The sequence below is a fragment of the Streptomyces durhamensis genome, assembly GCF_000725475.1.
GTDB classification, from domain to species: domain Bacteria; phylum Actinomycetota; class Actinomycetes; order Streptomycetales; family Streptomycetaceae; genus Streptomyces; species Streptomyces filipinensis.
The window spans coordinates 71,474-97,030 of record NZ_JNXR01000043.1; the positions used below are offsets into that span (position 1 = coordinate 71,474).

Sequence of the window (25,557 nt, forward strand, 5' to 3'; positions counted from 1 at the left end):
TGCAATTTGCCTTTGTATATCGGACTCGATCCGCGGTCGCGGTGGCGGCCCCGGTCAGTCCAGGATCGTGGCGACGCCGCGGCGGCGGAGGTCGGCCAGCCCGTTCAGCATGGCCGTGATCTGCTCGGGCGAGTGCCCGACCCAGTCCTTGAGCTCCGAGACGATGCGCACCGGCTCGCGTGTGCGGTAGGAGCGGGTGGGGTTGCCCGGGAACTTCCTGTCGGTGACGTTGGGATCGTCTTCCAGGTCACCGGTCGGCTCCACTACGTAGATCCGACCTGGTCCGTCGCCGGCTGCGAGCTCGGCGCCCCAGGCGGCGGTGTCCAGGGTCTCGGAAACGTAGACGTGGCGGGACGTGCGCCCTTCCTCGAAGTTGGAGGCGTGGCCGGAGCTCAACAGATCCCCCGGAACAAGGTCTGCCTTCGTACCGTGCAGGTACGTTCCCGCCTTGAACACCTGGAAGGGGACAGGGGCGCTGGCCATGGGCAACTCCTTCGGCCTGGGCTTGGGATACCAGAGAACCACGGCAGCTACCGGCGCGACATGTGCTCGATGTCGGATGGATGAACGTCTCGGTGCCGTCGGAGACGGCCTTGTCGTCGGTGCCGTCGGAGGAGAAGGTGCTGCTGCCCGCGCTGGCGAGGCCGCAGGGGCCATTGCTGGCCACAGACACGACCGGCTGCAAAGCAGCCAGGCAGCGGGCCGCATTCCGCAGGCAAGTCAGTCAAGGCTCCGAAGGTTGTCGCCAACAACATCTCAAGGAATTTCCGGGCCCGCCTGATCAATGATCAACAGGACGCACTTGACCACGGCTGCCCGGCACAACCCGCACCAGCGATTCGTCACCACCGGCCCACCCATCGAAGTGCCCAACGTACGCAGCTCGTCGCCCACTGACCGGTCGGCCATCATCAGCGCGGTACGACAGGCCGCCCACCCCCATCACCCGCGCGACTTCACTCCTCTACGCCACCGTGTGCGGCACCCAGACAGCGGCGTGGAATGGGCCGTTGGCAGTGACCGGGTCAGCGGGCGGAAGCGCTGCGCTGCCTGCGATGACGCCGTGGCGGTTGACCTGCGTCGCGGAGGAGTTGAGGCCTCCGAGGGAGGCCAGGTAGGTGAAGTCGCCGTCGACGCGGGCCACAAAGGCGAAGGAGTTGGGGGCGAAGTTGTCACCGACCATGACGTTGCCGGCGATCTGCTTGACCTCGGTGACACCGCGCCCGGAGCCGATCACGGCACTGGTGTGCGTGACGAGGTCGTACGAGCTGGAGAGCAAGCCGTCGCCGCCGACCACAGTGCTCCCGCTGATCAGCTGCGCGGCCAGGAAGTGGGTCCCCAGGTTCGTGCGGATGCCGGTGCGGAGGTCGTAGGCGTATCCGGTGAGGCCGTTGCCGGCCGTTCGAGACTGACCGACCACGGTTGAACCGCTGATGTCGTTGGCTGTGCTGGAGCTTCCGCCGAGGGTGCCGAGATCGGTCATCGTCCGGGTACGCAGGTCGTACGCGAACCCGTGCTTTGTCGTGGCAGGCGTGCTCGGCAGGGAGGAGCTGCCCACGACGATCGCACCGCTGACGGCCGCCGCGGTGCTGTCGCCCGAGGGGCCGGCAAGGCTGCCGAGATCGGTCATGGTCCTGGTGCGCAGGCTGTACGCGAACGCGTGGGTGACCGCGTCGCCGGTCAGCGCCGACGTCCCCACCACGGTGTCACCGCTGAGGCCGGTGATGTTGGTGCTGCTGCCGCCGAGGGTGCCGATGTCGACGAGCCGGTGGGTCCGGAGGTTGTAGGCGAATCCATGAGTCGGGCCGTCGGTGGAGAGGTCTGACTCCCCGACGACGTAATCCCCTTCCACTCCGGTCGCCTTGCTGGAGTCCCCCAGCGTGCCGAGATCGGTCATGGTGTGTCTGCGCAGGTCGTATGCGAAGGCGTGTTCGGCGGTGTCGCCGCTCGTCCGTGAGCTCCCGACGATCGTGTTGCCGTCGATGGCGGTCGCCTCGCTGCGGGTGCCGCCCAGGGTCCCGAGGTCCCGCACGGTGTACTGCACGGACCCCGCCCCCGACGCCCCCGACGCGGCCGACGCCGCGTCAGCCCCGTACGCCGGACCGGCGCCCACGGCGAGCAGTCCCGCGCCCAACAGGATCCAGGCACGTAAACGTATGCGCATGATGCCCCCCTGAAACGATCGATCGAAACGACCATGGTTCGGCAGACCGCTGTGCTTTCCCCAGGCACGGGCCGACCGGATGGCGCACAGCCTTCACTTGTACATCAGTTGCGATCGGCCAAACAGTGGGCGGTCGGCCGCAGGGAGGACGTTCGTGACCGCCGCCAGGACACGTGTCCGTTGACCTCGTTCCTTCACGGAGGGCTGGGCTGTCCAGGTCGTGATCAGAGGAGCGAGAAGTGTCACTGACCTGGGGCGACGGGACTTGCCCAGGGGCCAGGTCGTGGTCGGGGAAGCTTCAAGAAGCCGTGTCGCATTCCCGAGCCGTGCGCGCGGCGCTGGCCCCGGAGATCAGGCCACGGACCGGGGCAGCGATCGCCCGCCGAAGGCCGTGTCGTCCGGGGTGTTCGCCTCGTACAGGGTGTCACGTGTGCGGTAGCCCACCCGGCTGGCCTGTAGTAGCCGTATCTGCTGGGCGAGTCCTGCACCAGCGGGTCATGGGGCTGGGGCAGGCGACGGGGCGGTCGCTTCCCGGGCGAGCGCAGGACGAGCAGCTTGTTCACAGCGCGCAGCAGGCGACGCCGTACGCGCGCCGGATCAGCGGCTCAGTGCTTGCCGCGCGGCGGCATCCAGTGGTGAACCGAGTAGTCGCCCCTTTCCAGCGTCTCGAACGGGGCGCTGCTCTCACATTTGCCGACGCTCTTCTGCGGCAAGCCGTCTATGGCCCAGCTGTAGCCCAGCCGGTCCTTCTTGCCGTCGTCCAGCACGGTGAAGCCGAACCGCTTGCCCTTGAGGTCACCGACGTGCGGCATGCCCGGTGCGTCCTTGAAGTGCGACTCGGACACGACGCCGGTGACGACGGCGACCGGGCCGCCGGTCAACAGGCAGTCGATACGGCCCTTGAAGTAGCCACCCCACTCCGGGCCGACGTGGTGGCTGACGTAGAAGGTGCCGCGCGCCTTGCTGGCGAATCCGTGGGCGTCAACGGAGAAGGAGGCATTGTCGCCCGAACCGCGCTTGAGCTTGGCGGATCCCTTGAGCATGGGCTCGTCGACGGCGTGCAGGACGGTATGAGCACCGGTTTGCGGATCGGTCTCGGCCGCGGTGGCCGCGCCCGTACCCCCCAGGGTCAGCGTGATCGCCGCACCCACTGCGAGGGCGGCGGCAGCGATGGCGAGAGGGCGACTCAGGCGAACGCGAGGCATGACTTCCTCCACTGGAAACGGTGTTGCGGGCGGGGTTTCCCGGCCGATCACCACGATGCCGACCGCAGCCGTACCGACACATCACACCTCAGGCCGACAGCGCTCCGCCGCGCGGCGGAGCGGGCGGTGCGCACATCCGATTCGCGAGGATGCCGTGGCCGGCGGCGGACGGCCCATCAGGCGCCAGGCTGTGCAGGGTCTCCAGCATGATCGCGCCCTTGAGCCAGTCACTCGCGTACACGTCGCGGTCCCTGTGGGGGCCTGGCCCCCTGGCCCCGGGCGCATACGGCGTCCAGCGCGCCCAAAGGTGGAGACAGGCCGGGTCGCCCGGGAGCGGTTGAGCGATCTGCAGGGGCTCTTGCGTGCTTGGTGAACCAGGCCGCGAACGTCTTGAGGTTGCGGTCAGGCAGCATGCCCACGGAGCCGGCCCCGAGGTCGACCAGCATAGTGCCGTAGGTGCAGCCCTTGCAGACGGCGCACTCGTTCACCCCCAGCACCCGCGGGGCACGGTCCGGCGCCCACGGCACCGTCAGCAGCCCGAATAGCCGCGTCCGGCCCACGGTCACCGCAACCGGCCACACAGCCGGGCGAGCGGAGACAGCCTCCGCGGTCGCAGAAGTACCGGCGCACCCGTGACCGGACGATGACGCGGCGTGAGTCCAACGGTCTCTGATCCAGGGTGTGTTGATACGTGCTGTGTACGTGGCGGGCCGACCCTTGCGGCAGTTCGGGCACCGGCCTGGGCGGCCCCTCGACACCGCCTCCACCACCAGGACGCTGTCGTCCGGAACTGCCTGCCCGTGGAGTGTCCGGGCCGCCGAGCCAGGCAGTCAGGGGCGCGGTGCGTGAGCAGCATCCGATCGCCCAGTGGCGTCGGCGAAACGTTGGAGTCCGGGATCCATGCGACTGACCGGTCAAGCGCGGTGTGGTCGGACCTCGGCTTCGTTCACAAGCACTCGCAAGGTCTCGACGAGGTCGACCGCGTTCAGTACCGAGTCGAGGACATGTCTGATCGCGGCGGCCCGGACCGGCGGCAGCTTCTAGGATCTGCGGCATGGCAACACGACTTGTGCAGATCAATATGAAGGCCCAGGACGACGCCGCGCTCGGCCGGTTCTGGGCGGAGGCACTCGGTTGGGGTGTCGACAGCGAGGGACCCGGCGTGACCAACCTCGAACCCGTGGGCTTCACCTACCCCGACCCCGTGGCCGTCTGCATCGACATCGTCGCCCGCCCGGGGCCCAAAACGGTGAAGAACCGGGTGCACCTTGATCTGGCCACCACCTCGACCGCGCATCAGGCGGAGTTGGTCGCGCGTCTGAAGGATCTCGGCGCGACACTCGCCGACGTGGGTCAGGGCGACGTCCCCTGGACGGTCATGGCCGACCCGGAGGGAAACGAGTTCTGCGTCCTGGAACCCCGCCCGATCTACCAGAGCACCGGGCCGATCGCCGCGGTGGTGGTCGACTGCACCGACCCACGAGGGATGGCACGGTTCTGGCACGAGGCGATGGACTGGACGCTGCACGAGGTCTCCGACGACCACGCGACACTGCGCTCCGCCAAAGGCGTCGGCCCCTACCTGGAGTTCCTCCGCACCCCCGACACCAAGAGCGTATGGAACCGCGTCCACCTCGACGTCAGCCCCTACCCCGGTGACGACCTGGCAACAGAGGAAGGCCGCCTGCGTGCCCTGGGTGCCACCGACCCCAGTATCGACCAGTCCGCAATCTCCTGGACCGTTCTGGCCGACCCGGAAGGCAACGAGTTCTGCCTCCTCACCCCTCGCTGACCTTGAACGACGCTCTGGCCGGTTTCCGGTCAGCGGCGCGCAGTCCTTCCTCACCGACGCCGCACCGACTACTCCACCGACCACGACTACGACCAGCTCACCGGGGAGTGGGCCAAAGCCGCCTTCGCCTACCTCGCCGCGTATACGTGAGCGCGGCCTTCAGGGACGGCGGCGAACTCGAGCTGGTGCTGGTGGGGGCGGGTGCCGGACTGCAGTCCAGGCAGGTGGGCTAGATTCATGGTCGCCTTCGCACGTCCCCACTGCCTGAGGATCTGCCCGTGTCCCACATACCGCCCCAGGGCGGCCCGAACGCCTCGTACACCCCCGCGCAAATACGACGCAACCGCCTGATCTTCCTCGGTGTGGTCCTTGTCATCGCGGGCCTGGTGGCGTTCGTGGTCTTGGGCCCGCACGACACGAAGGACCAGTCTGCGACGCTCAAGGCCGGCGATTGCTTCCAGAACATCGGCACGGACAAGGAAGCGAAGACCAAGAAGCTCGACTGCACCGACCCACACGCCGATTACAAAGTCCTCAAGATGGACAAAAACGGAGTCGTCGACACGTTCTCGTGCTCCGACGTCCCCGGCACGACCGGTTCACTCACCCAGCTTGGCCCAGGAGGATCGTTCGTCGTCTGCTTCAAGGAAAACGACGAGAGGGGCAAGAAATAGCCCGGCACCACCCGTCCCCGCCAACAACCGCCGGTCCGGTCACACATCAGCGGCGACTGCACACCCCACAGACGCCGCACGACACCGACGCTCCCAGACACACGGGGCCAGCCGCCGGCCGGGCACGAGGAAGCCCCTGCCGGGGGGGCTTCCCGCACGGAGCTAGGACCGGGCCCTGACGGGACCCTGGCACGTCGAGTGCGGGCCTAGGGCCTGTTACGAAAGTGAGCGCTGAGGTAGCACTGGCTACGAAGCTGGGTGAGCTGTTGGTTGCGCCCCTGCTGCCCGGAGGATCTCGGCAGTGTCGGGGTGAGGTCCATTGTTCGCCCAGTACAGCGGGGATTTGCCTGTGCCGTGGTCTTCGCGAAGGTTGGGATCGGCACCATGTGCCAACAACTGCCGGATCGTTTCTGTGTGCCCCCAGCAGGCGGCTGCGCACAGCGGAGTGCCCTCCGAGCCGAGGCCGCTGCTTTCGGTGTCGGGAGAGGCGCCGGCTTCCATGAGCAAACGAGCTATCTCGGCCTCACCCTGCACTGCAGCCAGGTACAGCGGAGTAGTGCCGTCACTGTTCCGTCTCTCCGGACTTGCTCCACTGCGCAACAGAGCCTTCGTGCGCATGGCGTCGCCTGCCAGCACTGCTTCGAAGAGGTCATGGGAGAGCTTCTTCTGCTTGCGCTGCTTCATAGCCGGTAAAGCTAGCGATCATGAGTACGCCGGAGCTACTCATATCCATTCGTTGATCGCCGCGACCAGCACAGTGGCTTCGTAGCGGACGGCGAGCTTGTCGTACCGGGTGGCGACGGCGCGATGTCTCTTGAGTCGGTTGATCCCGCACTCGGCCGCATGGCGTTCGCGGTAGTCGACCAGGTCGAAGCGCGGCGTCCGGCCGCCGCGGGGGCCGAGCTTCTGGCGGTTGCGCGCTTGATCGGCCTTGTCCGGGATGGTGCAGCGGATCCCGCGTCGGCGCAGGTAGGCGCGGTTTCTGCGGGAGGCGTACGCCTTGTCGGCCCGCACGCAGTCGGGGCGGACGCGTGGCCGGCCCGGTCCGAGGCGGGGCACGCGGACCTTCTCCAGCACGGGTTCGAACTGCGGCGAGTCCTCGCGCTGTCCTGCCGTCACCACGATCGACATGGGTTTCTGACCTTGCTCGACGGCCAGGTGCAGCTTGGTGGTGAACCCGCCGCGTGACCGTCCCAGCCCGTGATCATGGGGCTCGCTGAAGATGCCGCCCGGTGGTTCCTTCTGCAGGTAGCCCTGCTTGCGGGCCCCGGCCGCGTGCTGGTGGGCGCGGCAGACCGTGGAGTCGACGCTCAGGTCCCAGACAATTGCGCCCTTCGCGTCGGCCAGGGACTGGAGCCGGGTGAGGATCCGCTGCCAGGTTCCGTTCCGCTGCCAGCGGCGGAACAGGTGGTAGATCCGGTTCCATGGTCCGTACTCGACGGGGATGTCCCGCCACGGAACTCCGGTCCGGACCCGGAACCGTATGCCGTCGATCAACTGCCGCCGAGGCCAGGCGTGCGGCCGACCCGCCTTCACCCCCTTCGGCAACAGCGGCTCCAGCACCGCCCACTGCTCGTCCGTGAGATCTCCCCGCCCCATGAACCGTGATCATTCACAGCCCAAGATCCACTTTCGATAAAGACCTAGAAAACCGACCGGACCTTCACCGATCCCCGGCTATGCACGGCCATCCTCGTCGACCAGCTGACCTTAAACGGCACGATCAATCGAGACCGGCACCGACTCCTACCGCCTCGCCAGTCCCAGTCCCAGGCCAAGGCCGAACAGGCCGCCGCGACCTGACATGGCGGCCGCCCCTCGGGGGCTGTCTCTTCTTCTGACCTGCGGCCTTACGACCGTGCGGGTTGGTTGGCGATCAGAAGGGTGACGTCCGCAGACCGAAACCCCAAACGTGCATAGATGCGGGCGACGGTGTCCTCCGCATAGGCGAGGAAGACGGTCCGCACCCGGTGGTTGCGCGCATGAATGGCCAGGGCCGCCGTGACGGCCGCGGCCAGGCCCTGGCGGCGGGCGGTGGGGAGGGTGCCGACGCCGCCGATCTCAGTGGTGCCGCCTGCCGGGTGGTAGTGGCCGACAGCGAGGGGGGTGCCGTCTGGGGCAAGGGCAGCAATGAGTACTTTGTGCCCGGCGCGGATCGTGGGCCGGACCACCTCGACCGTGTCGTCCACGGCCAGCTCCTCAGCAGCCGCCGACAGTTCCACAGGGCCCGCCAGGCCACCGGCGGTGCTCGGCTCGGCGAAAGCCAGGCGAGGGAGAGCGAGTGCCTTGGGCAGGGCCGGGTCGTCGGCCGAAAGCACGCGGAGCGTGACGCCGTCCGGCAGGGGCTGCGGGAAAACCGGATGATGCGGGTCGAGGACCATCAGCGGGCGCTCTTCCACCGGCAGGCCGGCGGCCTCGACACGGGCACGGAGCGCTGGAGCTGCCTCGGCGAGCCACTCGAATGCTTCCGGCACGCCGAGTTCGCGCTGCCGGGCACGCACCCGGGCGATGTCAGCTGCCGTGATGGTCCCGGAGCCCTCTGCGATGGGTTGAGCGTGGCTCGGGCCGCCGTAGTAAGGGGTTCCAGGTTCCTTTCGCACGAACAGCCGCAGCGGGCCGAAGTCTTCGGCATCGGCGAACAGCAGTGGCACGGCGGCGTAGTACTGCTCTATACGGGCACGCAGCGAGTCGCTCATGCCGCGCATCTCACCATGGCGTATGGGCATGTCGCATCCGAAAATGACCGTCCGGAACGGCTCGGGAGGCCGCCGGAAGTTGCTAAGTCTCATCGATGTGTCGGCGCGCGAGCCCCCTCCACTCTGCCTGGTGGTCGCCGCTCCGGTCGCGCCGGGACCGGGGGCGCCACTGGGTGGCGTCGCGGCGGGGCTGGAGGCATCGGGGGCGGAAGGCCCCCCGGTCGGGGACCGGGGGACGGAAACCCGGGCTACCTCCGGGAGCCGGGTCCGAAGGCGCTGCGTCACCGACCAGCGACCAGGCTGCCCGCCCTCGTCGCGGCGCGGGCCTCGTCCAGGCGGACGAACCGCTCGAAGATGCGCTCGCGATCGGCCGGTGCTACGCCATGGCCGTCGTCGGAAACGCCGCTGATGCCGCACCTCTGTCACAGCGCCTGGCGGCGCCTCTGCTACTGCGGATGTTTGGCCGAGGTCGTCGGGGCGAGATCGGCCTACAACAGGGCATGGGGCGGTGCTGGGCCCCTGCTGGGAGCAGCGGAAACGGCAGTGCGGAACCGTGGTCATCCTGCGGGAGCCCGTGCAGTGCGGCGGGCGGGCGGTAGAAGGTAGACCTCGTCGATCGCGGGGCCCACGGTACGAAACCCAGCCGGCTGGAGTGCCGGCAAGGGTAGGAAGAGCCACAGCCGCAGTTGATACAGCAGGTAGGCGGTGGTCTCGGTGCCCCGCAGTCCGGCCGGGGCCGTGCAGTGGGGCCGTCCCACAGACGGTGCGCGGTCGTCATCGAGGTCGTGGCGGTCTCGAAGTCGGTCAGCACGATCCTGCCTTCCGCTCCCAGCAAGATCTTCTCCGGATCCAGCTCGCCGAGCCGCACTCCCCTGGTGCGCAGATGCCTGAGTGCGTCTGCCAGGGAGTCGATTACTGCATTAGCCCAAGTGGCGTACGTGGACGCCTCGTTCTCGGCTCGCTGCTCGGTGGTCAGCGGGAACGCGGCTGCCGCAGCTTCCGCCAAGGCCCTGCCCCCGGGCTCGGGAAGCTCACCACCGACATACTCCAGGCCCTGGCCGCCCCAGGAATCGAATGGGCAGCAAAGCCATGGGCTCGAACGGGGCCCCGTCCGGGGTGTGGTGGGGGAAGCGGTGTCGCACCATGGCCCACCAAAGCAGACGGGTCGCGTCGGTGGTGGTGCCGGGCGCGTCGTGAGGGTGAACGGGACGGCACCTATGATCTTCAGCCTGGCCGACGAGGAGGTCATGTGACGTTTCAGGACTATGTGCAACAGGTCGCGGGCGAGGTCGTCGGAGAGTTTCCGGCGGACAGCGGGATCTACGCGGTGACTTTCCGTGTCGACAGCATCGATCAGGATCCGCGGTTTCCGTACGTAGCGATCGGCTACACAACCGAGGCCGACGCCGCGGCATCGGCGGAGAAGGCGTCGGACGCCTGGGAGGCCCGTTGGAGCTACGCGTTCTTCCCTGAGACGGGGCTTGAAGGGGTAAGGAGCGTCGGGCGTGATCCGCATGGTGCTCACTTGCACCGGCAGGAGGCGGAATCCCGGGGACTCTGGTACGAAGACGACGATGAGCCGGGTGATCGCCACGACCAGCTGGTCGAGTGGTTCTACCAGGTGTGCGTCACAGCCGCTCGCCACCTCCACGACAGCGGCAGGACCGTGGAGGTACTGGGAAGACAGATACCGGTGATTCTGTACGACATGTTCGACCCCGACGTGATGTTCCGGCTGACTTCAGATGCCAATCCAGCCGAGCTGATCGCCGAGTTCACGGCCGAGGACCCGGGTTAGCGGCCTCGTGGGCGGCCGTTGTGCGTGTCATCCACCGTTGTCACATCCTGGCTCTACTCGAACGGGCGGTGACGATGACTGCGCTGCTACCCGGCACTGCTGTCCCTGGTCAGCGTCATCGCCGTCCACACCGACGGTGCCCCCGTACATGACTGATTCGGTGCCGATTCCGTCCCGCGCGCCGCAGCAGTGCCGGAACTGCTACGGCTGGATGCCCGTGGGCCGCCGGGCCGGGTTCCGCTGCACTCCGTGCAAGCATTGGCGCGAGCGACATCCGCGTGGCCGGTGCGTACGGTGCCGCCGCGAGGACTCGTCGTTGCGGACCGACCGCTGCCGCACCTGTCATCCGTACCGCCTCCTGGACGAAGCGAGGCCCGCGACATCCCGGGCCACCCAGCTGGAGATCACTCTCCCCGCTGGCGTGGGTGGTCCGGTCCTGCCCGTGCCGGTCGATGCCCCGCCTGCCGCCGGCGCAGACAAGACACCCGCAGGATGGACGGCCCGCAGCCAGGAAGCGCTGTTCACCATGCGGCGCGACTGGTCACCGGTGCTCGCCCGGCTCCGGCGCCGACCTCGGGCCGATCTGCCTCTGACCGAGCGGGGCCGGCTCCTGGTGGAGGAGTACCTCCAGTTGCGCGCGGACCAACAGGCCCCGGACTACCGCAAGAACGCGCGGCCGACGTTCGCGGCCAAAGTGCCCGAGCAGGAGAAAGTCCGGGTCGTGGAGGAATTCACCCGGGACGAGTTGGTGGCGACCACGGCCGCCACCAGCCTGCTCCGCAGGCCGGATGTCGCCTTCCGGGCGATGGGCGACGACACCGCCCGCCACCAGGTCAACCACGCCCAGGTCGAACGGGGCCGACAGGCCCGCGAGCACTTCGAGGAGACCAGCCCCGTCGCCCCGGCCATCCGCAACATCGACCGATCGGTGGAGTTCCTGAACCTGGTCACCGCCTGCCATGCGTTCGTCGCGGCAGCCGGCCGGGTCGTCCCGGGCCTGCGCGACCGCCGGCTCGGCGACGACGAGCGCACCATCGTCCACGAGAACGTCGCCCGGGTGAGGGCGACGCTGGACTGGATCGAGACCGCGGTGGACACCGGCAAGGTCGACGTCGACGGCGAGCTGGCCAAACTGCTGCAAGGCGAGTAGGCGATGCCTCGCGCTTCCGAGCGCAGATCACCGGCCGCCCAGCGACACGCCGACACCGTCGACTTCCTGCTCTGCCTCGCCTGCCCCAACGCACACGTCCACCCAGGTCACCACCCCCGCCTTGCCCTCCTTCACGCACACATCCAGGGCCTGCGGTCGGCGATGCCTGAACACAGATGGCACCAGCGCTGGTACGCGCACTGGCAGCGGCTCGACGACCTGGCGGACAAGGTCGGCCGCCCGTCCTGGGCTGCCGCCCGGGTACGGGCCAGCGACACCGACCGCACCCTGGTCGATCTCCTGCTGAAGGGACAACTTGCCTCATGAGCCTCCCTCTTGCCTCGGAGAGCGACCCTTATCTGCTGCCGATCCCCAGCCCGGACAGCCCAGTCGTCCGTCCTCGGTGGATCAGCTCCGGAAACGCCAACCCCAACGGTCGTTACCACGAGCCGGTCTGGCCGCTCGGGCCATTCATCGACCGTCCCGGCGCCAGCCTGATCAAGATCCACTGGAGGAACTGCCCCGCGCCGATGACGGAGCAGATCAAGCAGGTGACCTGGATTCTGTTGAACGGCCAGCTGCGACCCACCTACCTCCAGAGCCGAGGGATTCGGGCCCGTTCCAGAGGCTCCGCCAATGAAATGCGGGAGACCTGCTATGAGTGGATGCGACTCGGCCGCTGGCTGGCCACCGCTGGCGTCAAAGATCTGCGTGGCTGCACCTACGACCACTGGATTGCTTACGTCACGGACCGTTTCCGTGCCAATCCGATCCGGCACTAGGCTGAGGAAACTCTGAGTCGCCTCACTGATCTGTGGGCATTCGACCAGCTCTGCACTCAGCCCATCGGCGTCACGCAACCGCCTTGGGAAAGGGAGGGCGTCGACAACTACCTCCCATCCGCTACCCCGCAGGACACCGGCGAGAACACAACCGAGCCGCTGGATCCGAGCGTGGTGAGCCCGCTACTGATGTGGTCGATCCGCATGGTCGACGACCTCGCGGACGACATCCTGGCCGCCTGGGTGGAATGGCGGCGCATGCAGCAGCTGGCCATCACCAACCCGAGCTCTCCCACGGGACTGGCCGCGCTCGATGACTACCTTCTGCCCCGGCTCGCCGCGGGCACGGATATGCCGACCACCGAGTGGCGCGGCAAGACTGTCCTGGCCGCAACATTCATCGCGGCCACCGTCGGCTGCAGCGCCAACCAGGTCAGTGGCTTTCGAAAACGCCATGAGCTCAGCACGCCGCAGCCAGGGCCCTGCCCGCTCCCGGTAACCGTGACCGGACAGATCAACGGCAGGCCCTGGCGCGAGCACCTCGACTTCAACGAAGCCCCGAGCTTGATGCGGCACCTGTCCACCGCCGCGATGATCGTCTGCCTCTACCTGACCGGCATGCGGCCGCAGGAAGTACAAGGTCTGCGGTCCGGCTGCTGCCCCGACCCCGAGGACGGGGGCCGACATCTCATCCGCAGCCGCCACTACAAGAACGTCACCGACGACGACGGCCAGCACGTCTCGGCCGGTGAGGAACGGGATGTCCCTTGGGTCGCCATCACCCCGGTCGTCCGTGCGATCCGAGTCCTTGAACGCATGGTTCCCGAGGGCGAACTGCTCTTCAGTTCCGCCCATCACGACTTTGTCCGTGGCCGCCAGTTCAACGGCGCCTTGAAGAACGCCGGTATGAACCAGCGGATCGAGAGCTTCGTCGCCTGGATCAACCGGGAAGCCGAATTCCAAGAACTGCCGGACCGGGGTGTTCCCGAAGATCCTCACGGCGCCATCGGGCTCGGACGGTTCCGTCGGACCCTTGCATGGCACGTCGCCCGCAGACCTGGCGGACTCGTCGCGCTCGCGATCCAATACGGCCACATGCGCACCGTCCTCGACGCCCGTACGTCGAGCGGGTACGGCAGCCGAAGCTGCCGCGGCATCCACAGTGTCCTTGATGTCGAGACCGCCCTGGCCGCGGCTGACACCGCCGCACGACTGCGGGACCGCCTTGCCGCCGGCGAGAAGATTTCCGGTCCTGCCGCCCGACGAGCCATCACTGCCGCGGTCCATGTGCCACGATTCGAGGGCCGTACCGTCACCCAGAAATTCGCCAAACAGGCCGCCGACTACCTGGCCCGCGACGGCCTGGTCCTCTTCGACAACCCGGACGCTTCGCTGATCTGCGTCTTCAAGCGCGACAACGCGCTCTGCGAACCAGGCCCCGATGCAACCGCCCCGAACCAGTTCGACTGCCGCCCCGGCTGTGGGAACGCCGTCCGCCTTGACAGCCACGCGACCGAACTGCTGGAAGAGACCGACCGCATCAACAAACTCGCGGCCCTCTCCCCTCAGCCGCTGGCCAGGCGCCTCCGCATCGCCGCCGAGCAATACCGCGCCACCGCCGACACTCACCACGCCACCGCCCAACCTGCCGAGGACCTGTCGTGACCGAGCGATACACCGACGAGCGGACACGCATCCGTGCCGCCATGGACCGGCTCCTCGCCGACCGACCAACAGCCTCCGACGGCGCACTGACCGTCGTTGCTCTCGCGGCCGAGGCCGGTGTTCACCGCATGGCCCTCCAGAAGCGCCACGCCGACCTGAAGAACGAGTTCTACGAGCGCGTTCGCATGGAGACAAAGCAACTCTCCGAATCAGAAAGGCGGCTCCGGAAAACCGTCTCAGACCTGAAGGAGACTGTTGCAGCTCAGAAAGCCGAAATCACAGCGCTCCGACACCGGGTCACTCAGCTTGCGCTCGCGAACGCCGTCCTCACCCATCAAGGTAAGAAGGCGGAGAAGTGCCCGAACGAGGTACTGGACAACGTCGTCCCCCTCCATCCGACGGGAGAGTGACCGGGGGCCGAACGCTTCCTGCGGCATGGCTGGTTGGCCGACCACAGCGGCGGGCATCTGCCCTTCGAGGTACTACCGCCCGTAGCGCCGACGCGCGAGATGGACGGTGACGTCGGCGACGAGCTCGACCGTCTCAGGCAGGACTCGCATGATCTGGCGAAATACCTGCTCTTGCTCCAAGGCCGGCAGTACGAGGTAGGCTGAAATGGTCGAGAGATGGCCAACGTAATCGCGAGCGCTCATCATCAAGCGTCGCTCGATCAGCGATTGCTGAACATCGGTGAACCACTCAGATCGTTGGAGCTCCGTACCCGGCCACTGCATGTCATTGTCCGGAGGCGTCCCGTCTGGGGACGGAACCTCGTCGCTCTCCAAGAACGGTGCCCGTGCCGCCCGAACAGCTTCTTCCACGGCCTGGTCAGCCAGTCGGATCGGCCCGCCGAAGGAAGCGAACACGCCACCGGGTTCCAGCAGTGCGGCCATCCGAGGCCACCTGCCCTCCGGGTTCGTCCAATGCAGCGCCGCTGCCGCATAGACCAGCCCGTACTTCTCGCCAGGCTGCAAGTCCTCGAACGCGGCCTGCGCGGTCCTGACAGTTGCCGGAACGTGTCTGCGCAGCTCGTTGAGCATGGCCCCGTCAGGCTCAGTCGCGAGGACGCTGAGCCCCTGCTGGGCGAACAGGCGGGTTGCCTTGCCTGTCCCAGCGCCAATCTCGAGGGCAGTTCGCACCGGCCGCCCCGCATACGCCATCACTCTGTCGAAGAGCTCCATGGAGTACCCCGGTCGGAAGCGTTCGTATGCTTCCGCCCTTGCTCCGAAACTCAGCGCGCGATCAGACATGCCGAGCATCCTGACACGATCTACGTCGTCAGTGCTCAGTCATTTCGCACGGCCAAGCAGCCTGTGAAGTCCTTCGCGGGGGCATGCGGCAGCCCCCTCCCCAGGCTCAGAACACAACCACTTGACTGGGAACACCATTCCGTCAGGTAGTTCACCAGGCCCGCGGCCGTCAGCACGCGCCCCAGGATCTCCCGGTGGGCGCGCGCCTGCGCGCTGATCCCGGCAGCGTCGGTGTAGCAGGCGCCGGCGCTCTCCTCCGGGGTCGCGTTCATCGGCGTGCCCAGGTCCAGCTCACGGCCGTCCGCATCCACGAGCGTCAGATCCACCGCTGCTCCCGCGCTGTGCGGCGCGATCTCCGGTGGCGACACGAAACGGCTCGCCGCTGACCGGATCTGCTCGTCGGTCCATCCAGGCTGCTCAGTTCGCAGTCTGGCCGCGTATTTCTCAAAGTAGCGCCGCTGCAGCCGTGGGGGGCGATAGCCCTCGACCACCAGGAACCCCAGGCCGGCCGGCAAGTGCGCCTGCGCCTGGAGCAGACGCTCCAGCACGCCTTCCCGCAGGTAGAAGAAGGCGTCCGAGTCGTCCTGCTTCCGCAAGTCCACAAGGAGCGGCCCTCTCCGGACATCGACCAGCGGCTCACCGCACTCTTGTACGGGTACGGCTGCTACCCGCGGATCCGACATCAAGATGATCTCGCTCATCCCGCGATGATCCCCGAGGGCGGTCAACGACCACAACGTTGCCCAACCACCCGGCGAACGTTCCTGGTCACAGCACTAGCCAGGCCCCAGTCCTCCCCGCCCACGCTGCCGGCGTGGCGACCGCAGGGGAGGGCAACTGTGGCGGGGGCAGGAGCTGCCCGTTGCGCAATGGCGTTACGGCACCGGCGACCGGTGCGGCGCAATCTAAAGGTCGGCGCTAGCTCCGCCGATAGCCGCTCGGCCTGCGACTGGGCGACGTCTACGAGGATCTCGGGGGCGTGTGACGGTTCCCCCGGTTGGAGAGTGACGGCCAGCCGATGAGGGCAGCATGAGGTCACTGTTGTTGCGTTTTAAGGAGTCTCATGTCCGAACAAATCAAACATATTAGCGACGCTTCGTTTGAACAGGACGTGGCCAAGTCGGATAAGCCTGTGCTGGTGGACTTCTGGGCCGAGTGGTGCGGGCCGTGCAAGATGATCGCCCCGATCCTTGACGAGGTCGCCAGGGACTACGGTGACAAGCTCCAAATCGCCAAGATCAACGTTGACGATAACCAGGCCACGCCGGCGAAGTTCGGTGTCCGAGGCATCCCCACGCTGGTCCTCTTCAAGAACGGTGCTGCGGTGGCGCAGAAGGTCGGAGCACTAAGCAAGTCGCAGCTGACCGCTTTCCTCGACAGCCACCTCTGACAGGAGGCAGCCGGAGCCACGGGCCCCGGTTGAATGGCCCCTCGAACTTGATCACTTATAGAGGGGTCAGCAAGACGTAAGGGGGACCCCTGTCCCGAAGCGCCTGCGCCGACGCCGGAGGTCTGAGCCGACTCGGCACGTCCGGGGTGGCCGGCCACTCTGATCCATCGCACGGGCCCTAGTGGGAAGCCAATGCGGTCCGGGACTACCTGGTTGCCAACTGGCAGGACTGGTAGCCAAGTTGACATGCCCTGCCCGCCCGCGAGGTAGGGTGTCTTTAGCTCTGCTTCCTGTCGGGGAACGTGACGCCCGCCTCCCCAGTAACACGCTCAGAGAGCCTCTACCAGGACGTTCTTACCAGGGACCCCCCTACCCAGTAGCCGCCCACGCCGCCGACGCGGCGGCCAGGGAAGGCGCCCGAAAAACACCCGCCCGAAGAGCGGTCCTCCCCCGCTCAATCAGTGTCCTGCGGATGCTCCTCACTTCACCTCCACCCGCACCTTCCACGGCGTGACGCGCGACGCCGTGCGCGCACGCGTCAGCCACGACGGGGAGGCACAGCAGCAACATCAAGAACCGCGTCGGGAATCCTCACGTCTCCGTTGGTGAATGTCATGTCCCAGCAGCCGATGGGGGCTCAGCGACCATGTGCGAAACGACGATGTGCTTTTCAGGAACTGGGTGAGGCGCCGGTGACGACGAGCGGTGGGCTTCAACCGGGCCAGTCGATGATGTGGACGTTCAGTTCGTTCTTCCAACTGGACGGCGAACCCGTCGGAGCGTTCGCGTCGCAGGCCGGCCCTGGTCGTCAGCATGTATTGGGCAGCACGGACCGAGTCGGCGACGACCCGCGTCTGCTCGTCGACTTCAATGAGGGGCAGCCCTTGCTGTCGGCCCAGGGACAGCCGGTGGGAGAGCGTCATGGGAACACCGTGCTGCTGTGGGAAGCGGAGTACCGCATCCGGCGTGCTCGATTCCGCAGAAAGCTGCACTTCTCCGTAACGTCCGAAGAACGGACCGTCCTTGATGTCAGGGAGACGTCCCGGCCCGACCGCACTGTCCACACATACGTCACCCGCAGCGATCCCGCGCTCGACCCGGTTGCCGTGCTCGGCCTCATCCTGCTGGTGGCACGGCCCGACAAGATGTCGGTCCTCAACGAGCTGCTCGAGAGGCGACCGACGTAATGGCTTGTGCGGAGTCGGCCTCCAGGCCGGGGAAACCGGTGCGAGCCCGCGCGGCGCAGGGTGGCGGGTCGTCGCGCAGCGCAGCCTCGACGCGATTGGAACTGCGCCCCCTTGGGAGTCGCACCGCAAGTCCGACCACTTTCTGGCTTTCACCGCGCTGGCAGCTGCCCTCATCTGTTACCGCAGACTCCCCAAATGAAATGACCTGTTAACCGTTACAACACCTGACGCCGTCACTCCCGCCTCGGACAACGCAGCCCAATCACTTACGAGACAGCGTCCGAAACGACATCAACTATGCTGACACCAGCCGCATAACCCGTGTCCAGGATTCGGAGTCAAGGCCCGTGGGGCTCTACCCCACACCCCAGCCCTTCGGCCTGCCGTTGTCGGATGGTGCCGGAAGACGTAAGGAGGCCGAGTGTGCGTTGGAGACCTGGCAGGAAGGCAGGCCGTCGCCGGGACGGTGATGGACCGCATGAGGATGTGTTCTCTTCGCAAGCTGTCTCACATCCGTGGGATGTCCGGGATGAGCGCTGGCGCGAGTGGTTGCGGCGTTCGCGGGTCGGGGTCGACCTGGTCGCGTGGTGGGATGGCGGCGACATACGCAGTCGTATCGGCGACATGCCGTACCGGGAGCGCCTTGTCGACCTGCTGTCCCGGGCCTCGCCTCGGGACTGCGCCGCGATGGGCCTGGGCTGCAGTCGCCGTATCGACCGGTCGTGCCGGGAGCCGGAGACCTGCGGCCAGGATCCCATCGGTCTCTCCGCCGCCAGTGCCGCTCCGTATCGTGTGGGTCCGGTGCCAGGTGCCTGCGGTTCCTTCGTGGACTGCTGGAGCGATTTGGAACTGCATGTGGAATTCTCCGCCGACGACCGCCACCGGGCCGTGCACCTGAGCGACCGGAACCGCTCGGGCGAGGTCGGCGTGTGGGTGGACGGCGTTCGGCTGATGGTGGACGCCTGGCTGGATCAGTCCGGGTACTGGGTGGGCGATCGGTTTTACGTGCTGCAGGCAGCGGGCCCGGAAGACCATCCCGATCAGCAGATCGCCCTCGGCCTGCTCGGCTACAGGATTCTCTCGCTCGTGATCCACGACGCCTGGCGGAGGACGACACGCGTATTGGTCCCGGATGCCTCGGAGACATGGACCAATCCGTTCGTGCGGCTGGAGAGCGATCAGTTGCACCTGTACGCGGACGAATCCGCGGTCACGGGTAACCGGCCCGACCGATCGGTGCCTGCCGAATCGCCACCGCCTTGACCCGTCCCGGCCGACAAAGCCTCGGACTGGCCGCCGAGCCGCGATACAGGCGATATCCACCTCGGCGGAACGCGGTGACGCCCGATGGGCCGAAACCTGGCGGAAGCTGGTTCTACGTGCATCCTGACGTGGCGACGAACACGATGGCCGCAAGGACCTCCCGGTCACCGTGGCGTCTGCGACCGCCACCTTGCGGTCGCACCGGAGCCGGCGGCACCACCCGCTCAAAATCAGGGAGCGTGACACCCGCGCCCACCCAGTAGACAGCCCAGTAACGCGCTCAGTGGGCCTCTACCAGGACACGCCTACTGGGGACCCCACTACCCAGTAGCCGCCCACGGTGTCCATGTGGCGACCGAAGAAGGCGCTCTCTTCGCCCCGTGCGGGCGCCGCTGATTGTGACGCACTCGCCGAGGAACAGTGCCAGCCCTTGGCCCGATGCCCCGCTGAGCTCGACTACGTCCTCACGCCGGTCACGGCTCAGCGATTGGCTCACAGCACCGCTCCGCCGCACGATTGCGTCGCCGGACGGCGCCATCACGCCAATACCCGATATCTGGGGCTGCTTGGCGGTACTTCAGCGTCCTTCCTTCCGTTGTCCCCGGCGACGATCACCGCCCGCCCCGTTCATTCGGTACAGGCGGTGCCACGCGCGAAGAAGGGACAACTACCGCCGCATGAACACGCACCACCTGAGCCGCGCGGCCGCCGTACTGGCCGCCGCCCTGGCCCTGGCCACGGCCACGACCGGGCTCGCCGCGTACGCTGCCGACCCCTCCGACGCGACTGGCAAGCACACCACCGCCACGCCCAGCGATGGCCGTGCGGAGCAGTGCGACGACGACCCGGGCGGCTGGAAGCGCGACGGACTGTGCCTGAACGCCGCGGACAACCGCAAGGTCGACGCGTACCTTGCGCACGCCGGCGCGGCGGAGCGGTCGATCAGCCCCGAGGTACGGGCTGTCGCCACCCTAAGCCACGCCGTTCTCGTCGGCTTCGACTCCCGCCTCAAGTCCCCCGACTCCCTCAAGCGGAAGGTCGCCACGGACCTCAAGGAGCATCTGGGGCGCAACGCCGCTGACGTGCTGGCGCGCCTGAGCGACGCGGTGCGCTATACCCTCCAATGGCCCGACAACCGCACCGTCACCGGTGTCACCATCGCTTCGCAGGCACTGTCCGCCTGGGGCAACGACACCACGAAGTGGTCCAACACCTGGGGCCGCGAGAAGGGCTACAAGGGACTCAACACGGCCTGGCGCGCGCACGGTTCACTGCAGCTGTTCGAGGTGCAGTTCCACACCCCGTCGAGCAAGTGGGCCCAGGAGGTGACGCACAAGCTGTACGAGGAGGAGCGACTGCCCTCGACCAACCCCGAGCGCAAGAAGGAGCTGCAGGACCAGCAGGACGCGATCTTCGCCGCAGTACCCGTCCCGGACGGTGCTCCCGCCCTCGCTCCACCCACCCCTCGGCCCCATCACACGGCTCTGGCGTCGGCCGCCTGACGCCCACTGGCAGCCCCGGCCGCCTGCCCGGGGCTGCCCTCAGTTCGCGCCACCCGCTGACCCGGCACCCGCGAGGGACGGTGTGTGCTTAGTTCTGCTTCCTGTCAGGGAGCGTGAAACAGAGAGTTGAGTGTCAGGGCTGGCGGCCCGGCCCTTTGACTAGTGCCGCATCGGTCAACGTTCGCCCTGACGTGGATATGGCGGGTTCTTGAGCCGGAGTCGTTAGCCAGGTCTGGACGCGCCTGCACTTCCGCGTGGCGTGACCAGTGCAGTGGACTGACCGACCTTGAAGGGCTCGTCAGAAGACGAAGTAGCTCGCCCCGAAGGTATTAGCTGACTGCCCGGGGTCCACCTCCGCTGTCACCGGGCCCTGGCAGTTCGACGCGGCATGCACGAGAACCGGGGCATACGTGTAGTTCTGGATGGAAACCGGTGACGACGTCGCATAGCAGCCCCGGGGCGGGTTCTGATGGGGCACACCGTTCACCACGAGGAGTCCTGTCGCCGCCTGAGCGGGAACAGCGAGCGCGACCATAGCGGCAGCGGCCAGCGTGCCGATCGCAGCGATGTACCGACGCATGACGTTCTCCCTCCCACAGGGGTTCACGACCTACTGGCCGCACACCCCTCCGAACCATGCCTACCTTGCCCATACTTTCTATGACAGGTCCTACACCGCTATCCCTCGATGAGGTGAGGCTGCACGTCCTGCGCACGTGACAAGGCCAGCGGCAGTCAGGGCGATCGCGGTGATGGCGGTACGTACACGCATGGGCTCCTCCTGGTACTAGCGAGAGTTCGCCCTGAGCATGTGCCGCAGCAGAATCATGAAAACCACACTCACGGGGGGGGCGCCCGAAGCCCACACCGCGTCCGAGGGGAGACCGGGCGCAACCCTTACGCGCGTCCTATCGGACAGGCCCTAGAAGGCCGATGAAGATCTTGGAATAGCGGTCAGCTTCCATGAGCCGTTGCGGTAGTCGAGGCCGAGGTTGATGAGTCGGCGGAGGTTGAGGGCGGCGGCCCGGTTGTGGATCCAGCGTTCGCCTTTGACGACGCCGCGGCAGGGTATGCGGCGGTTGCCGTGGGCGACGAGCCAGGCGATGACCCGTTCGACCACCGGCCGCCAGCGCCGGTACTCCGCCTGCCATTGCGGGTCGGTGGCTTGTTCCCGGGCTGCAGCCTGCAGATCGTGGTGCGGGCGCCAGGTGACGACACGGCCTCGTTTTGAGGTGGTGCACCGGGCCTTGAGCAGGCCATCGGTGCAGTGCTGGACGCTGAACCAGGCTTTGCGCTGGTGTTGGCGGCCGACGGGTGACCCGAGCGGGGTGGTGCGTCCTGCGGGACAGGTCACGGTGCCGGAAGCAGTGTCGATGTGGAAGTCGTCGAGTGTGAAGCCACCGGTGACGGCTCGCTTCAGTGCTGCCGGTTTGATCAGCAGGTGGTGCCCGGCGGTGGTGAGGTGCTCTCGCAGGTGAGCGGTGGAGTAGGCGGAGTCGGCGAGGATGAGAAGGGACTTGGCCTCACCTTCGAGGAGTTCGGTGGCGACGGCGGCCTCGTGGTGCTCGGCTCCTGCGGCCGGCCGCAGGGTGACAGCGGTGATCAGTCCGGTCTCCGGTTCGATGGCGAGGTGGGCTTTGAATCCTTCACGTCGTTGTGAGTACGACTTGTGGACGTGCCGGGCGTCGGGATCGACGGTGGAGACCATCCGGTCGTAGACGGTGCGGCGGGCGATGCGCCAGCGTCCGTCGGTGCCGTCAGAGCCGTCGGCGGGTTCGACGTCCTGTCCGGCGACCAGGGCCAGGATTCCCACGGCATCCGCCGCATGGGGGCCAAGCTCCTGATCGGGCAGACGGCCCAGCAGCTGCAGGGCATCGGTGACCAGCGCGTCCACCAACTCGGCGCGTGCCTGCTCATCGCTCCAGGCGATCGGGGGTTTGCCGGGCTCGCTGTAATCGTGGCCCCGGCAGTGAGCGGCGGCCACGGAGTGGGCACCGGGGACCTCGCGGATCACCCTGCGGATACCGGCGATCAGCTGTGTGACGGTGTCCTGGGTGGCCACCGCGTCGTCGAGGACTGCGGAGTCCAGGGCCCTGCGGTGCTTTCCCTTCAGCACACCGGTGGCGTCCACCACCTCACGCACCGCGTCGAACAGCCGGTCCGGCCGGACCGAACGGGCCAGGCGGCGTCGGAAGTAGGCCAGGAGCGAGGGATGAAATCCGAGATCGTGCAGCCCCAGGCCGCAGGCGGCCTTCCACCGTAGATCACAGCGAAGCTCTTGCGCGGTCTCCATGTCGGACAGGCCCTGCAATGTCTGCAGCACGATCGCGCAGGCCAGCACACCCGGCGGCACCGAGGGCCGGCCGTTCGGCGAGGGGTACATGTCCGCGAATATCGCTTCCGGGAACAGCGTTTCCCGGTGCTCGGCCAAAAACGCGAACACGCTTCCCGCCGGGATCAACTCCCGGCACATAGCCCACACATCGGGCCCCACCGACTCGCTCCGCGATCGCCCCATCACCCCCACGACTGTGGCCCTGGCCACGCGGCCGAGGCCCGGCCTCTTGCGGGTTCCCCACCAACCGGCCTCAAGATCTTCATCGGCCTTCTAGTGCTGCGGTAGCCGTCTGACCTGCATCGACTGATCATTCCCCTGATAATGAAAGTTGTCGACAACCGTGTCCCCTTGCACTCAAGGACTGCCTTCCGGCACAGTCCTGGTGGCCATGGTCATCGCTGCGTCGATGCGCTCGGTGTGGAACTGTCCGTGCCGCCAACCACGCTGATCACATGCCGTCGGTGGCCCGGCATGACAGGTCGGGCAGGGTTGCGCCCTAACCAGGTCGGCCCGGTCCCCGCCCGCCAACCACAGCGCACGTTGGGCTGCGGCCACTTTCCGCTCCGCAGCCCCCTGCTCCTCGAGGTAGTAGCGGGCGCTGGCCTCCTTCGTACGGTCTTTCAGTGGATCGCTGAGAAGCGATCGCAAGTCGGCGTCGAGGGGCGGCTCGTCAACGGTACGTGTGTACTGGTTGGTTGCCTCAATCACGAAGGACTTGGGGCCACTGACGCCGGCGAGCTGTCGGCGGGCCTTGTGAAGTGTGCGCACGACGCCACCCTTCGGTCCGCAGCACAAGGCGGCAGCGGACGCCGAGCAGTGTGGGCACCGTACGGAGAGGATCTGAATAAGGTCCAGCCGCCGGAGCTCGCTCTCCTGCTGGCGTTCCTCTTCGGCTTGTCGTCTGCGTTCTTGCTCTGCCTGCTTGCGTTCGTGCTCGCGTTGCAGGGCATCCGGTGTCGGGTGGTACGGGCAGACCTCCTGCGTCGTGTTCCAGCCGCAAGGGGAACCGTCCTTCTTCGGCTGCCCGCAGATGTACGGGTTGTTCAGGCCTACGGCCTGCTCGAGCCGCCAAGATCCCAGGAACGGCTCACCGCATCCGGCGCAGTGGGGCGTGGCATCGGGCTTCACGGGTACCGCGACGAAGCGGTAGCCGCTCACGGTCACAGTTGGCCGGGGACGGGCGCACGTACACCCTTCGCCGTGGCAGGAGTCGTTGGTCGTCACGCCCTGGTAACTGGCTCCGTGGGTGAGGGACGACGTCGACCGTGGTCACATCACCCGTTCGGCTCCGCGCAATGCCGCAACGGCTGCCTGGGTATCGGATGGCTAGTTGAAGCACCGCATGTGGGGCGGGAGGACCTGTCAGGGGAATACGCCTGTTACGAGCGGTACTCCGGGCAGGAGGGAGGGGTCCAGACGGACTTCCGGGGCGAGCGCGGTCCACGCCACTCGTGTGGCAGGGTCTTCGGCCAGTGCCAGAGGCTCAGAGCCGATCTGGATTGCAACTCCCGCACCAGGATTTCCTACGCTCCATCCCCATGCTGCGTAGATGGGGACGAGGTCCTGTCGGCCGGCCGCGAGCTTCGCCATGACCAGCCGGTGGCCCACGTCCCGGAATCGGTCGAGGATCTGGTCCCGCAGGAGGGCGCCCACGCCGGTGCGTCGGTGATCGGGATGTACGGCCAGGACGTCGAGCAGTCCGATCCGTTGGACGATGTCCTCCTCGGACATCTACAGGCCAGGAAGAGCGAGTTTGATGCCTGCGCCTGCGACTACACCCGCCACCTTCCCGGCGACCTCTGCGACCAGTCCGGTCCCGAACCGGTTGGCCGCGGTTGGTGCCGACAGGTACAGGTCCAGCTCCCCCGGGGTCCTCTGTTCGACGACCCCCTCCAGCAGGGGCATGACCTGGTCGAGGTCGGCGCGCATCAGAGGGCGAACGTTCGCAGATGTCTTTGGTACGGCTGACCGGGAGCGGTGCTCGGCCCGCCGACGTGAGGCTCTTCCCATGGACCTGATGGTGCCACGGCGCTCCAGAGGCGCTGCCACCCCACGGCGGGTCTGGTCAGGCTGGGGTTATGGCTGCTGGACCGCGCTGGAAGCGTGGAGTCTTCGCACCAGGCTTCTTGGGTTGGATCGTGCGGGGGTCGACAGCTTCGCCGGCGGCGCCTTCGCGGTAGACGCCGTCGGGGTGGCTGTCGCGGTCGTGAGGGAGGACGAAGAGGACACGGCACTTGTACAGGCCGCTGTCGGGGTGCGGTTCGGCGTGGTCGTCCAGGATCGCGTAGCCGACCATGCGGCCGTCGCGGGCGTAGGGCGGTTTGTTGTTGCGGCGCTTGGTCTTGTCGACGGCCTGACGGACGTAGTCGAACTGCTCGGGGTCCTCCAGCCACACCACCTCCTACTCGTGGGTGAGGTCGCTTGCGGTCAACAGCGAGCTCATGGCTGCAGCCCCTCCTTCGTCGGCCGGCTCCCCTGGTGAGGTGTCGCCTGGCATGTGCGTTTCGTGTTGCCTCGCGCGCACCTGAGGGCGGCGGGGTGCTGTGTGGGGGCCGCCTTGAGCGGAGCCTGCAGCTCCGGTCTCGTCGGACGGACGAGGGACTAAGACCGTGTCCTACATGGTGAGTTTGAGGAGCCGCTTGTAGCAGCAAAGGGCTGCGGCAAGTCCGAGAAAGGCCAGGTAGTTACGGGGATGGCGCTC

The 25,557-nt window shown here is 67.2% G+C and carries 26 protein-coding genes and 2 pseudogenes; 14 read left to right on the forward strand and 14 right to left on the reverse strand.

Features of this window, described 5'->3' with window-relative positions; translation table 11 throughout:
- Nucleotides 1-54: 54 nt before the first annotated feature.
- The 4 genes from arr to IO33_RS50800 all read right to left on the reverse strand — a co-directional run bounded on the left by arr (nucleotide 55) and on the right by IO33_RS50800 (nucleotide 3,610).
- The gene (arr, locus tag IO33_RS0139255; protein WP_031173901.1) at nucleotides 55-483 is read right to left on the reverse strand and encodes an NAD(+)--rifampin ADP-ribosyltransferase; all 429 of its coding nucleotides are present in this window, start codon (nucleotides 481-483) and stop codon (nucleotides 55-57) included.
- 481 nt (nucleotides 484-964) lie between these two features.
- A complete protein-coding gene (locus IO33_RS0139260) occupies nucleotides 965-2,164 on the reverse strand; it encodes a hypothetical protein (RefSeq protein WP_157858013.1) in 1,200 nt (399 codons plus the stop codon).
- Between the two features lie 605 nt (nucleotides 2,165-2,769).
- Nucleotides 2,770-3,423: a hypothetical protein gene (locus tag IO33_RS0139270; RefSeq protein ID WP_342448396.1), complete on the reverse strand. Its 654-nt coding sequence runs from the start codon at nucleotides 3,421-3,423 to the stop codon at nucleotides 2,770-2,772.
- Nucleotides 3,424-3,457: 34 nt separating this feature from the next.
- Nucleotides 3,458-3,610, reverse strand: coding sequence for a hypothetical protein (locus tag IO33_RS50800; RefSeq protein ID WP_157858015.1), 153 nt, complete (start codon nucleotides 3,608-3,610; stop codon nucleotides 3,458-3,460).
- An 813-nt stretch (nucleotides 3,611-4,423) separates the two neighbouring features.
- On the opposite strand from IO33_RS50800, the gene IO33_RS0139280 reads away from it, so the two are divergent.
- Nucleotides 4,424-5,161 carry a VOC family protein gene (locus IO33_RS0139280; protein WP_031173904.1) on the forward strand — a complete coding sequence of 246 codons (738 nt, stop codon included), beginning with the start codon at nucleotides 4,424-4,426 and terminating at the stop codon, nucleotides 5,159-5,161.
- A 278-nt stretch (nucleotides 5,162-5,439) separates the two neighbouring features.
- Entirely contained in the window at nucleotides 5,440-5,835 is a 396-nt protein-coding gene (locus IO33_RS0139285; protein WP_031173905.1) for an LppU/SCO3897 family protein, read from the forward strand.
- A 246-nt stretch (nucleotides 5,836-6,081) separates the two neighbouring features.
- Here IO33_RS0139285 and IO33_RS48450 read toward each other — a convergent pair whose 3' ends face one another.
- Nucleotides 6,082-6,519, reverse strand: a complete 438-nt coding sequence (locus tag IO33_RS48450) for an ankyrin repeat domain-containing protein (protein WP_078964094.1) — start codon at nucleotides 6,517-6,519, stop codon at nucleotides 6,082-6,084.
- A gap of 39 nt (nucleotides 6,520-6,558) precedes the next feature.
- Complete coding sequence (locus tag IO33_RS0139290; RefSeq protein ID WP_031173906.1) at nucleotides 6,559-7,434, reverse strand: IS5 family transposase; 876 nt, start codon at nucleotides 7,432-7,434, stop codon at nucleotides 6,559-6,561.
- Nucleotides 7,435-7,491: 57 nt separating this feature from the next.
- Here IO33_RS0139290 and IO33_RS54315 point away from each other — a divergent pair.
- A pseudogene (locus IO33_RS54315) lies at nucleotides 7,492-7,609 on the forward strand (IS21-like element helper ATPase IstB); the annotation flags it as partial.
- A gap of 76 nt (nucleotides 7,610-7,685) precedes the next feature.
- Here IO33_RS54315 and IO33_RS0139295 read toward each other — a convergent pair.
- A complete protein-coding gene (locus IO33_RS0139295) occupies nucleotides 7,686-8,531 on the reverse strand; it encodes a GNAT family N-acetyltransferase (protein WP_031173907.1) in 846 nt (281 codons plus the stop codon).
- Nucleotides 8,532-9,780: 1,249 nt separating this feature from the next.
- On the opposite strand from IO33_RS0139295, the gene IO33_RS0139300 reads away from it, so the two are divergent.
- From IO33_RS0139300 to IO33_RS0139330, 6 genes and pseudogenes are all read left to right on the forward strand, one after another.
- The gene (locus IO33_RS0139300; RefSeq protein WP_051927237.1) at nucleotides 9,781-10,329 is read left to right on the forward strand and encodes a hypothetical protein; all 549 of its coding nucleotides are present in this window, start codon (nucleotides 9,781-9,783) and stop codon (nucleotides 10,327-10,329) included.
- A gap of 673 nt (nucleotides 10,330-11,002) precedes the next feature.
- Nucleotides 11,003-11,479: pseudogene (locus IO33_RS54320) on the forward strand (DUF6192 family protein); the annotation flags it as partial.
- A 3-nt stretch (nucleotides 11,480-11,482) separates the two neighbouring features.
- The gene (locus IO33_RS51880; RefSeq protein WP_209438997.1) at nucleotides 11,483-11,806 is read left to right on the forward strand and encodes a hypothetical protein; all 324 of its coding nucleotides are present in this window, start codon (nucleotides 11,483-11,485) and stop codon (nucleotides 11,804-11,806) included.
- Complete coding sequence (locus tag IO33_RS53900) at nucleotides 11,803-12,261, forward strand: hypothetical protein (protein ID WP_342448397.1); 459 nt, start codon at nucleotides 11,803-11,805, stop codon at nucleotides 12,259-12,261. The genes IO33_RS51880 and IO33_RS53900 overlap by 4 nt, the downstream gene beginning before the upstream one ends.
- 204 nt (nucleotides 12,262-12,465) lie before the next feature.
- A complete protein-coding gene (locus IO33_RS46750; protein WP_342448398.1) occupies nucleotides 12,466-13,926 on the forward strand; it encodes an integrase in 1,461 nt (486 codons plus the stop codon).
- Nucleotides 13,923-14,336 carry a hypothetical protein gene (locus IO33_RS0139330; protein ID WP_031173912.1) on the forward strand — a complete coding sequence of 138 codons (414 nt, stop codon included), beginning with the start codon at nucleotides 13,923-13,925 and terminating at the stop codon, nucleotides 14,334-14,336. Before IO33_RS46750 ends, IO33_RS0139330 begins: the two co-directional genes overlap by 4 nt.
- Before the next feature lie 72 nt (nucleotides 14,337-14,408).
- Here the strand turns inward: IO33_RS0139330 and IO33_RS0139335 are convergent, their stop codons facing one another.
- Complete coding sequence (locus tag IO33_RS0139335; RefSeq protein WP_209438998.1) at nucleotides 14,409-15,185, reverse strand: class I SAM-dependent methyltransferase; 777 nt, start codon at nucleotides 15,183-15,185, stop codon at nucleotides 14,409-14,411.
- A gap of 26 nt (nucleotides 15,186-15,211) precedes the next feature.
- Nucleotides 15,212-15,877 carry a M15 family metallopeptidase gene (locus tag IO33_RS0139340; RefSeq protein ID WP_031173914.1) on the reverse strand — a complete coding sequence of 222 codons (666 nt, stop codon included), beginning with the start codon at nucleotides 15,875-15,877 and terminating at the stop codon, nucleotides 15,212-15,214.
- Nucleotides 15,878-16,239: 362 nt separating this feature from the next.
- On the opposite strand from IO33_RS0139340, the gene trxA reads away from it, so the two are divergent.
- The 4 genes from trxA to IO33_RS0139360 all read left to right on the forward strand — a co-directional run bounded on the left by trxA (nucleotide 16,240) and on the right by IO33_RS0139360 (nucleotide 20,518).
- On the forward strand, nucleotides 16,240-16,566 hold the full coding sequence (gene trxA / locus IO33_RS0139345) for a thioredoxin TrxA (RefSeq protein ID WP_031173915.1): 327 nt from the start codon (nucleotides 16,240-16,242) through the stop codon (nucleotides 16,564-16,566).
- 692 nt (nucleotides 16,567-17,258) lie between these two features.
- Complete coding sequence (locus IO33_RS0139350; protein WP_031173916.1) at nucleotides 17,259-17,753, forward strand: hypothetical protein; 495 nt, start codon at nucleotides 17,259-17,261, stop codon at nucleotides 17,751-17,753.
- Nucleotides 17,754-18,239: 486 nt separating this feature from the next.
- Nucleotides 18,240-19,016, forward strand: coding sequence for a hypothetical protein (locus IO33_RS0139355; RefSeq protein WP_051927238.1), 777 nt, complete (start codon nucleotides 18,240-18,242; stop codon nucleotides 19,014-19,016).
- 677 nt (nucleotides 19,017-19,693) lie between these two features.
- Complete coding sequence (locus IO33_RS0139360) at nucleotides 19,694-20,518, forward strand: ATP nucleotide 3'-pyrophosphokinase (RefSeq protein WP_031173918.1); 825 nt, start codon at nucleotides 19,694-19,696, stop codon at nucleotides 20,516-20,518.
- 298 nt (nucleotides 20,519-20,816) lie between these two features.
- Here IO33_RS0139360 and IO33_RS0139365 read toward each other — a convergent pair whose 3' ends face one another.
- The 4 genes from IO33_RS0139365 to IO33_RS54325 form a co-directional block, all read right to left on the reverse strand.
- Nucleotides 20,817-21,098: a hypothetical protein gene (locus IO33_RS0139365; protein ID WP_051927239.1), complete on the reverse strand. Its 282-nt coding sequence runs from the start codon at nucleotides 21,096-21,098 to the stop codon at nucleotides 20,817-20,819.
- A gap of 342 nt (nucleotides 21,099-21,440) precedes the next feature.
- Nucleotides 21,441-23,039 carry an IS1182 family transposase gene (locus tag IO33_RS0139370; RefSeq protein WP_031173920.1) on the reverse strand — a complete coding sequence of 533 codons (1,599 nt, stop codon included), beginning with the start codon at nucleotides 23,037-23,039 and terminating at the stop codon, nucleotides 21,441-21,443.
- 171 nt (nucleotides 23,040-23,210) lie between these two features.
- Nucleotides 23,211-24,014, reverse strand: coding sequence for a zinc finger domain-containing protein (locus IO33_RS48465; RefSeq protein WP_245236019.1), 804 nt, complete (start codon nucleotides 24,012-24,014; stop codon nucleotides 23,211-23,213).
- A gap of 204 nt (nucleotides 24,015-24,218) precedes the next feature.
- A complete protein-coding gene (locus tag IO33_RS54325; RefSeq protein WP_425348002.1) occupies nucleotides 24,219-24,509 on the reverse strand; it encodes a hypothetical protein in 291 nt (96 codons plus the stop codon).
- On the opposite strand from IO33_RS54325, the gene IO33_RS53105 reads away from it, so the two are divergent.
- On the forward strand, nucleotides 24,456-24,824 hold the full coding sequence (locus IO33_RS53105) for a hypothetical protein (RefSeq protein ID WP_245236020.1): 369 nt from the start codon (nucleotides 24,456-24,458) through the stop codon (nucleotides 24,822-24,824). The genes IO33_RS54325 and IO33_RS53105 overlap by 54 nt on opposite strands.
- A gap of 97 nt (nucleotides 24,825-24,921) precedes the next feature.
- Here the strand turns inward: IO33_RS53105 and IO33_RS44985 are convergent, their stop codons facing one another.
- Complete coding sequence (locus IO33_RS44985; protein ID WP_245236021.1) at nucleotides 24,922-25,254, reverse strand: DUF6009 family protein; 333 nt, start codon at nucleotides 25,252-25,254, stop codon at nucleotides 24,922-24,924.
- Nucleotides 25,255-25,557: the final 303 nt, after the last annotated feature.

What these genes read in the sequence shown, in the direction of transcription:
- arr (WP_031173901.1), bottom strand. Translation starts at nt 483, where the DNA reads ATGGCCAGCGCCCCTGTCCCCTTCCAGGTGTTCAAGGCGGGAACGTAC.
- IO33_RS0139260 (WP_157858013.1), bottom strand. Translation starts at nt 2,164, where the DNA reads ATGCGCATACGTTTACGTGCCTGGATCCTGTTGGGCGCGGGACTGCTC.
- IO33_RS0139280 (WP_031173904.1), top strand. Translation starts at nt 4,424, where the DNA reads ATGGCAACACGACTTGTGCAGATCAATATGAAGGCCCAGGACGACGCC.
- IO33_RS48450 (WP_078964094.1), bottom strand. Translation starts at nt 6,519, where the DNA reads ATGAAGCAGCGCAAGCAGAAGAAGCTCTCCCATGACCTCTTCGAAGCA.
- IO33_RS0139290 (WP_031173906.1), bottom strand. Translation starts at nt 7,434, where the DNA reads ATGGGGCGGGGAGATCTCACGGACGAGCAGTGGGCGGTGCTGGAGCCG.
- IO33_RS0139295 (WP_031173907.1), bottom strand. Translation starts at nt 8,531, where the DNA reads ATGAGCGACTCGCTGCGTGCCCGTATAGAGCAGTACTACGCCGCCGTG.
- IO33_RS51880 (WP_209438997.1), top strand. Translation starts at nt 11,483, where the DNA reads ATGCCTCGCGCTTCCGAGCGCAGATCACCGGCCGCCCAGCGACACGCC.
- IO33_RS53900 (WP_342448397.1), top strand. Translation starts at nt 11,803, where the DNA reads ATGAGCCTCCCTCTTGCCTCGGAGAGCGACCCTTATCTGCTGCCGATC.
- IO33_RS46750 (WP_342448398.1), top strand. Translation starts at nt 12,466, where the DNA reads ATGGTCGACGACCTCGCGGACGACATCCTGGCCGCCTGGGTGGAATGG.
- IO33_RS0139335 (WP_209438998.1), bottom strand. Translation starts at nt 15,185, where the DNA reads ATGCTCGGCATGTCTGATCGCGCGCTGAGTTTCGGAGCAAGGGCGGAA.
- IO33_RS0139340 (WP_031173914.1), bottom strand. Translation starts at nt 15,877, where the DNA reads ATGAGCGAGATCATCTTGATGTCGGATCCGCGGGTAGCAGCCGTACCC.
- trxA (WP_031173915.1), top strand. Translation starts at nt 16,240, where the DNA reads ATGTCCGAACAAATCAAACATATTAGCGACGCTTCGTTTGAACAGGAC.
- IO33_RS0139360 (WP_031173918.1), top strand. Translation starts at nt 19,694, where the DNA reads ATGAACACGCACCACCTGAGCCGCGCGGCCGCCGTACTGGCCGCCGCC.
- IO33_RS0139365 (WP_051927239.1), bottom strand. Translation starts at nt 21,098, where the DNA reads ATGCGTCGGTACATCGCTGCGATCGGCACGCTGGCCGCTGCCGCTATG.